Genomic DNA, 8,084 nt, shown 5'->3' on the forward strand with positions numbered 1-8,084 from the left:
GGTCGCCACCCACATTGGTAGTTCGGGTTTACCGTCGACGCGGGACCGTCGATCGTTTGCTGGCCGCCGAGTAGCCGCCGGCTACTGCGTCGACCGTTCCACAACTGAGAATATCGTGTCCCACCGGCCAGTAAACGGTGGCTACTGGTCAGTAGTGACTGTCTACTGGCCGAGTTCGACCGCGGACTCGGTGAGTTCCACCGTCACCGGACTGTCGTCGACGCCGACGACTTGGGCCTCCTCGACCGGGGCAGTTGCGACCTCGCCAGCGTCGCTGCTGAAGGCGTACTCGCCGGTCGCCTGAACGTCCGTGTTGGTGTAGCCGTTTTCGGGGCCGAACTCGTCGTAGCCCGTCGTCGAGTACGGCAGCGTCATCTCGAAGTTGCCCTCGTCGTCAGCGGTCGCATACTGTGTGTATGCGAACGAGGAGTTGGTTTCGGGAACCCGCATCTCGACGGTCGCACGGACCTCCGATCCGGGCGTTGCGCCCGTGCCGTCGACGGTCGCCCCCGGAACCCGCTCGAAGGTTTTCACCCACTGCGGGCTGGTTTCGAGCAGCAGGTTGGCGTTGACGCCGGTCCCGCGGGCTGTGCTGAACAGGTCGTTCTGATAGGTGGGCTGGTTGATTGCGCTGGATTCGCTGGCCTTCACCAGCCGGTAGTGTTCGAGGGCCTCGACGCGTTCGGTCGGGGCGGTGCCGATACCACCGAGTTGTGCTTCGGGGTTCTCCTCGACGTACGCTTCGGCCTCCTCGAGCGTCTCGAACGACTGGACGCCCTCCTGTTTGTCGAAGGTGTTGACCGTAACCTGTTCGCCGGCCCCCGTCTCGACAGTCCGCGGCTGGGTTTCGATGGCGATCGGTTTGGGGTCGACCGCGCTCCCGTGGTAGTTGTAGAGCCGAACCATCTGGCTGTCGTAGTACCGCTGGGTCCGCATCGTCACCGGCGCGGCGAACTGCTGGCCGTCCTCGCCCTGAACCAGCGGGTAGGCCTGTTCGACGAAGTCGCTCCGGCTGACGTCGTCGTTGAACACCGTCGGCGCGGCGAATTTCGAGCCGGGGGTGACCATCTGCCAGTCGACCATGACGTAGCGAGTCTCGTCGTTCTCGCCCATCTTCTCGTCGAGTGCGTCGGCAGCCGCCTGTTCGGACGGAGCCAACAGGTAGTTGGCGGCAGGGGTTGCACCTTGCTGGAACGGGTTGGCATTCGGGATCCGTTCGCCCTGCGTCGTGATCCAGTGGCCGTAGTCCCACCACGACTGGACGCCGTAGGCACCCTCCGGATAGTCGAAGTCGCCGTCGGCGGGTCGCTCGTAGGTTCCGTACAGTTCCATCGGGTTGTTTGCGCCTTCAAGCTCACCCGGCCGCGGCGTCTCGCTGCTCATCCACTCGAAGGTATCATCCCACTGGGTGACCGCACCGGGACCGTTGCTCCCGCCGGCAGCCCACGCCGAGCCGGCGGCGGGATAGATCAGCGGTACGATCAACACGAGCACGACCGCGGCAACGGTCATTAGTTGCCAACCTTCGAGATTCCGGACCGTTTGCTTGGCCGAGTCGGTGTCGATATCGAGGTCGACGTAGCCGACGATCTTTGCGACGAAGATCGCGGTAAACACCGCGACGACGACCGCGAGATAGTAGTTGAACCGGGCCTGGGTGAACGCCGCCGAAGTAATGAACGCCGCCCACACCAGCAGATAGAGTTCGACCGCATCGTATCGGTGGAGGAACGTCGCTCCGACCAGTAGTCCAGAGACGATGAGGAGACCAAGCACCTGCCAACTCGTCCCAAGCGCGCCGGCGATCGCGTCGACGGCCGGCGTAGCGAGATATATCACGACGACGACCGCCAGCGAGCCGACAACGTACCCCGTCTCACGGGTGTCGTCGCTTCGGATCAGTGGGCGAGCGAGTACGACGATGGCTGCTGCCACCGCGGCAAAGAATGCAAGCCCGTACTCGCTATAGATGAAGTCGAACGCCGCCTGTCTGGCGAGCGGTGGGGTCGCCTCACCGACGGTCTGAGCTGTCAGGCTGGCACTGAATCCGACCCTATTGAGCAGGCTTCCAGTGAGATCTCGAACGAACGCCGAGAAGGCGACCACGGAAACGAGGACCATCGCTCCGACAGCGACCGGGTACCAGTCTCGATTGATCTCTCGGGCCTCCCACTGGCGCGCGAGATAACTGAGGAAGACACAACCAAGCCCAACACCGATCGGGAGAATAACTTGGAGCAGCGAGTAGTTCGTCGCGCCACCGATCGTGAAGCTATTCAGCGGAACGAACATCAACAGTCCAGTCACGGTCATCGAGACGGCTCCGACGAACGCAACCGGCTCCGGACTCCGATCGTGATAGACGTCGCTCGTGATTTTGATCGCAAAGAAGATACCGCTAAATCCGACGAGAAGCACACCCGGCGGCCACGCCCACATATAGAGGGCCGCGGCGACACCCGCTGCGACCGAATAGCCGAACGGTCGACGGAGCGCGTCGATATCTCGGTCGGCGACCAGTTCCCAAACCGGCTGTTCGCGCTGGGCGACTCCTAGTGCGAGGACGAATCCGAAGACACCGAGCGTCTGGAAGAACACTTCCGCTGCCTGATGGTCATAAAATCCGACCAGCGAGTAGTTGAGAATCGTTCCCGGAAGCAGTGCCAAGACAGACATTCCGACGAGTGCGGGGCCGCGCCCGGCAACCCGCGATGCGATGACGTATGCTGGCACGACAGCAGCAGTAGCGAACACAGGGGCCGCGATCAGCATAATTACCCCCGCGTACTCCGGGGAAGGATCACCGAAGCTCGTCAGTAGAATGAACCCGGAGACGATCTGGTCGTAGAGAGTCCCGAACTGTTCGGCGTTCGTCCCGGTCGGGTAGTTCGTCATCGGGTCGAACGGCATCGTCGACGGGAAGTGATCGAGGAGATAGGTTGTCTCCCGGAAGTGATACCACGGATCGTTACCACGGAACGTAACGCCGCTTTCCGTCTGGAAATTACTCAACTCCCGAAGTCGCGCAGCCAACATGAAGGCGATCAGCGCGACAAGCACTGGAACATGATACCACTGCTTGAGTGACGAAACTACGGAGCCAACCGTGTCCGTTCGTTCGTCGCTGTGATCCTCCGTTGCGTTGCTCATTGTAGCAACCCAGTTTCATTGCCTGAATAAGCCTTGTGAAATGTCGACGGAGCGAACTAGTTAGTGAGTGAAAAGAAATCCTTATTCGATAGAACCAGCAACCGACGACCAATGGACGTCTCCGTAGTCATCTGCACGTATTCTTTCGACATGTTCGATGCCTTTAGCGAATCTGTCGAGAGTATCCTCGATCAAACATACGACGACATCGAACTGATCATCGTCATCGACGGGAACGACGAACTGTACGAACAGGTTGTAGAGGAGTACGGCGATCTCGAATCGGTCCGGATCCATCTCAACGAAGAAAACGTCGGCCTGTCGGCCAGCCGTAACAACGCGCTCGAGTATGTCACGGGCGATGTCGTTGCACTCATCGACGACGATGCGGTTGCCGACCCACACTGGATCGAGGAGTTGATCTCCGTCTATGAACGACGAGACGCGATCGCGGCCGGCGGCCGCATGGTTGCTGACTGGGTCGCTGGAAAGCCGGATTTCCTTCCCGAGGAGTTCTACTGGTTGATCGGGGTCACGTATAAGGGGTTCGCGGAGCCGGGCGAGGAAGTCCGGAACACGTTCGGGTCGAACATCTCGTTCAAGCGGTCCGTACTCGAAGAACTCGGCGGATTCGAACCGGCCGTGGGACGGCAAGGCGACAACAAACTCCAGGCCCACGAAACCGAGTTCTGTGCACGGATGCAACGGGAGTACGGACAGGGCGTCATCTACAACCCCGATGCTATCGTCGAACACAAAGTGTTCGATTTCCGAACAGACAAATGGTGGCTCGGGAAACGAGCCTTTTGGCAGGGATACTCGAAGCGCGCGCTCGAAGTTTTGGTCCCCGAAACAACGACCGACGAGGAATCGGCGTTCCTCCGACAACTCCTCTTCAAGTTCATACCCGATCGGATCAAGGGATTACTGTTGTCGCCCTCGACGCCGAAACTCAAACAGTTCGTGACGTTGCTCCTCCTCACCGGGCTCGTCGGTGCGGGATATATATACGGCCTAACAAAGTGGTAGATACGATTCGCCGAACCGACAGACTCACAACGGGTGGCTTCCTGTCTCCCACATCTAATGACCGGGACGACAACCAATCAGGTTGGTGTAATTGGCCTGGGATACGTCGGGCTGCCACTCTCGCTTGCGATGGTCGAAGCGGGCTACGATGTCGTCGGTGTCGACGTCGACGACGACCGGATCGACGCGCTCAGCAACGGCACCTCGTACGTCAACGATGTACCCGACGACGCGGTATCGAGAGGGCTCGCAAACGGGTTCGAGCCGACCACGGAGTACGCGGCGTTGTCCGACGTCGACGCCGTCTCGATCTGTGTTCCGACACCAATGCGGAAATCGGGGACCCCGAACCTGTCGTACGTCGCAAGCGCCGTCGAAGAGCTCGCATCGGTCGTTCCTGAAGGCTGTACGGTGATCCTCGAAAGCACGGTCTATCCCGGCGCAACCGAGGAGTTCGTCGCCGAAACGCTGACCGAAAACGGACTCTCAGTCGGCGAAAACATCTTCGTCGCCTTCTCGCCGGAGCGCATCGATCCCGGCAACGAGCAGTACGGACCCACTGACATCCCGAAAGTCCTCGGTGGCGTGACCGATGCCTGTGGTGATCGGGCCGAAGCACTGTACGGGCCGGTGTTCGACGAGGTCGTCCGCGTCGACTCGGCGACAGAGGCGGAACTCGTCAAACTCCTCGAAAACACCTTCCGGGCAGTCAATATCGGACTCATCAACGAGTTGGCACAGATCGCTCACAGCCTCGATGTCAACATCTGGAACGCCATCGACGCCGCGGCGACCAAACCGTTCGGTTATATGCCGTTCTATCCCGGGCCGGGACTGGGTGGCCACTGCATCCCGGTCGACCCGATGTTCCTCTCGTGGCAGGCCAACCAGCAGGGGATCGAAACCCGATTCATCGATCTGGCCGATCAGATCAACCGCGAAATGCCTGGCCACGTCGTCCGCCGCCTCGTCAAACAATTGAACGATCGCGGGATCGCACTCTCGAACGCGGAGGTGTTGTTGCTCGGTGTCGCTTACAAGCCGAACGTCTCCGACACGCGCGAATCGCCCGCGATCGATATCATTGACCAGCTCTCGGAGTGGCAGGCGACCGTGGCGTATCACGATCCCTACGTCCCGGAACTCTCCGTTCCGGCCGGAACCTACAGTTCGACCGAACTATCGCCCCAACGGTTGGCCGACGCCGACTGTGTGGTCGTCGTGACCGATCACGCCTGTTTCGATATCGAAACGATCGTCGATAACGCCTCGCTCGTGTTCGACACTCGAAACGCGACCAGCGGGTATGATGACGACCACGTCGTCCGTCTGTAACGATACGGTCGGACGGAATTCGGTACACTCAACTCATGGGGGTGGTAGGCTGATGCTATGCCCACTGCACTCGTGACCGGCGTCGCCGGATTCATCGGCTCGAGTCTTGCTACCGACCTGCTGGACCGTGGCTACACAGTTCGTGGAATCGATAACTTTGCGACGGGGCGTCGGGGCAATCTCGACGCGCTCCGTGACGACTCGTCGTTCTCGTTTACCGAACTCGATATCCGGGATGCCGACGGTGTCGCCGACGCCACTGAAGGGGTCGACTACGTGTTCCATCAGGCTGCAGTCCCGTCGGTACCGCGGAGCGTCGACGACCCGGTGACGTCGACGGACGCGAACTGCACTGGAACGGCGACCGTGCTGGACGAAGCCCGGAAGGCCGGTGTTGATACCGTCGTCGTCGCCTCCTCATCGTCGATATACGGAGCGACCGAGGAACTGCCAAAAGTCGAGACGATGGTTGAACGTCCGGAATCTCCCTACGCGCTCTCGAAGTACTACACCGAAAAGCTCGCCCTCCAATTCAGTGAGCTCTACGATATCGACACGGTCGCATTGCGATATTTCAACATTTTCGGGCCGAAACAGGATCCTGACGGCGAGTATGCGGCCGTGATCCCGAAGTTCATCGACCTCATGCTCGACGACGAGCGGCCGGTTATCTACGGCGACGGCGAACAGTCGCGTGATTTCACCTACATCGAGAACGCGATCGAGGCCAACGTACTGGCCGCCGAGGGAGACGTCACCGGCGAGGCGTTCAACGTCGGTACCGGGGGCCGGGTCACGGTCAACCAACTGGTCGAGCGAATCAACGATCAGCTTGGGACGACCATCGAGCCGATCTATGACGATCCACGTCCCGGTGATGTCCGTCACTCGCATGCAGATATTTCGAAAGCCGGTGAGTTACTCGACTACGAGCCTATTGTGACGTTTGACGACGGACTCGAGCTAACGATCGAGGCGCTCCGATCCGCATAAGATGGCAATCGAAGACACTTCCCCGCCAACCAAGGATTTGACTGCCGACGATCTCGATATCGCAATCGCTCACTGGCATATCGACTCGTGGGGGGGTGCCGAGTATCTGATCACGAAACTGGCTGAGGCCATTGGCGAATCGACAGTGTATACGGTCGGTGAGCCGGAGCCCGGTAACGACAATCCATACGGCGACATCGTGTTCTACGACGTGACCACCGACCTCCCGGAGTGGACCACAGGGATGCGAAAACGGTTGGGTCGACCGGGGGAGTACAGTCTCTGGGAAGACGTCGACTGGCGAACCTACGGCAGCCCCGACGTGCTCATCACCTCCGGGTCGACTCCGCGGGCCGTGATCACGCCGGATACAACGCTCCATCTCAACTACTGCCACTCGCCGCCTCGATGGTTTTACGACCTCTATCACGACCGGAAGAGCTCGCTTTTCGGTCGGCTGGCTCGACCGGCTGTCCGTTACCTCCGAACAAGAGACAGCGCGATCGACGACCGCGTCGACCACTATCTCGCCAACAGCCCCGTCATCGCACGCCGCCTCTGGAAGTTCTACAAACGGGACGCCGAAGTCGTCTATCCACCGGTTGAACTCGATCGGTACGAGGATCAGGGTGACGAGGGATTCTACTTCCATCTCGGGCGGCTCGATGTCGAGAAGGGGATCGAAGCCATCGTTGCGGCCTTTGAGGAGCTTGACAAACGGATCGTTTTTGCCGGTGGTGAAGGCGATGCAGGTGTTGTCGACCGCATTCGCGCCGCCGACAACATGGAGTACGCCGGCTTCGTCTCCGAGGACGAGAAGTACGACCTGCTGGGGCGCTGCCGGGCCGTCGTTTTCAACGGCCGTAACGAGGATTTCGGCATCGTCCCGATCGAGGCCAACGCGAGCGGCAAATCCTGTCTCGCCAGAAACGACGGATTTCCGGGACTGTTTGTCGAGACGGGACAGAACGGCTTTCTGCATGACGGCTCGGCAGCGTCGATTCGTTCTGCGGTCGGTCAACAGGAGCAGGAGGGGATGTCGGCCGATCCGACGACGTTTGTCGACCGGTTTTCGATGTCGACGTTCGAAACACAGCTTTCGGAGTCGATCACGACGGCCTACAGATCGTTCCAAGCCGCCTTTACCGTCGAGTGATCGGTAGTAACGTACCGACGACATTATATTGGTCGGGTAGCCAGTTTTGTCTATGCTTTCACCACGTCATGTCATCTCTGAAATACGGGACAACTTTTCTTCCCTACAGTGGTGGCGGGACCGTGTGTTCGTCCCGTTCGTCGTTGGCCCGCTGACACGGCTTCATCCGAGCTATCCGGGCTACGACGAGGCGGTCCACGTGATGGACGAAGACTGGGACACGCTGATCGTTCTTGATGCCTGTCGGGCTGATTTTTTCGAGGAGACTGTCGACACAGAGCGGTTCGATACATACTCAGTCGATCACATTGAGTTAGAGGAAGTGTCTGTTTGGACGTAGTGTGACACGGACCCAAACAGACAACCAGATCGAAGAAGAGCATCTGCTTAATTTTGTCGTCAACACTCTCGACGAGGAACT

6 protein-coding genes are annotated in these 8,084 nt (G+C 59.7%); 5 read left to right on the plus strand and 1 reads right to left on the minus strand.

All coding sequences use genetic code 11. The annotated features are described in order from the left end of the window. Positions 1 to 162: 162 nt before the first annotated feature. Entirely contained in the window at positions 163 to 3,150 is a 2,988-nt protein-coding gene (locus NKJ34_RS14070) for an oligosaccharyl transferase, archaeosortase A system-associated (protein ID WP_253738947.1), read from the minus strand. A gap of 111 nt (positions 3,151 to 3,261) precedes the next feature. Between NKJ34_RS14070 and aglG the strand changes: the two genes are divergently transcribed. The 5 genes from aglG to NKJ34_RS14095 are packed head-to-tail and all read left to right on the plus strand — an operon-like array spanning position 3,262 to position 8,003. Then, the gene (gene aglG, locus NKJ34_RS14075) at positions 3,262 to 4,179 is read left to right on the plus strand and encodes a glucosyl-dolichyl phosphate glucuronosyltransferase (protein WP_253738948.1); all 918 of its coding nucleotides are present in this window, start codon (positions 3,262 to 3,264) and stop codon (positions 4,177 to 4,179) included. 57 nt (positions 4,180 to 4,236) lie between these two features. Beyond that, positions 4,237 to 5,514 carry a nucleotide sugar dehydrogenase gene (locus NKJ34_RS14080; RefSeq protein ID WP_253738949.1) on the plus strand — a complete coding sequence of 426 codons (1,278 nt, stop codon included), beginning with the start codon at positions 4,237 to 4,239 and terminating at the stop codon, positions 5,512 to 5,514. Positions 5,515 to 5,571: 57 nt separating this feature from the next. Then, complete coding sequence (locus NKJ34_RS14085; protein WP_253738950.1) at positions 5,572 to 6,507, plus strand: SDR family oxidoreductase; 936 nt, start codon at positions 5,572 to 5,574, stop codon at positions 6,505 to 6,507. Position 6,508: 1 nt separating this feature from the next. After that, positions 6,509 to 7,663 carry a glycosyltransferase gene (locus tag NKJ34_RS14090; RefSeq protein ID WP_253738951.1) on the plus strand — a complete coding sequence of 385 codons (1,155 nt, stop codon included), beginning with the start codon at positions 6,509 to 6,511 and terminating at the stop codon, positions 7,661 to 7,663. A gap of 52 nt (positions 7,664 to 7,715) precedes the next feature. Next, a complete protein-coding gene (locus tag NKJ34_RS14095; protein WP_253738952.1) occupies positions 7,716 to 8,003 on the plus strand; it encodes a hypothetical protein in 288 nt (95 codons plus the stop codon). The last annotated feature ends 81 nt before the right edge of the window (positions 8,004 to 8,084 follow it).

Source organism: Halohasta salina (genome assembly GCF_024178165.1).
GTDB classification, from domain to species: domain Archaea; phylum Halobacteriota; class Halobacteria; order Halobacteriales; family Haloferacaceae; genus Halohasta; species Halohasta salina.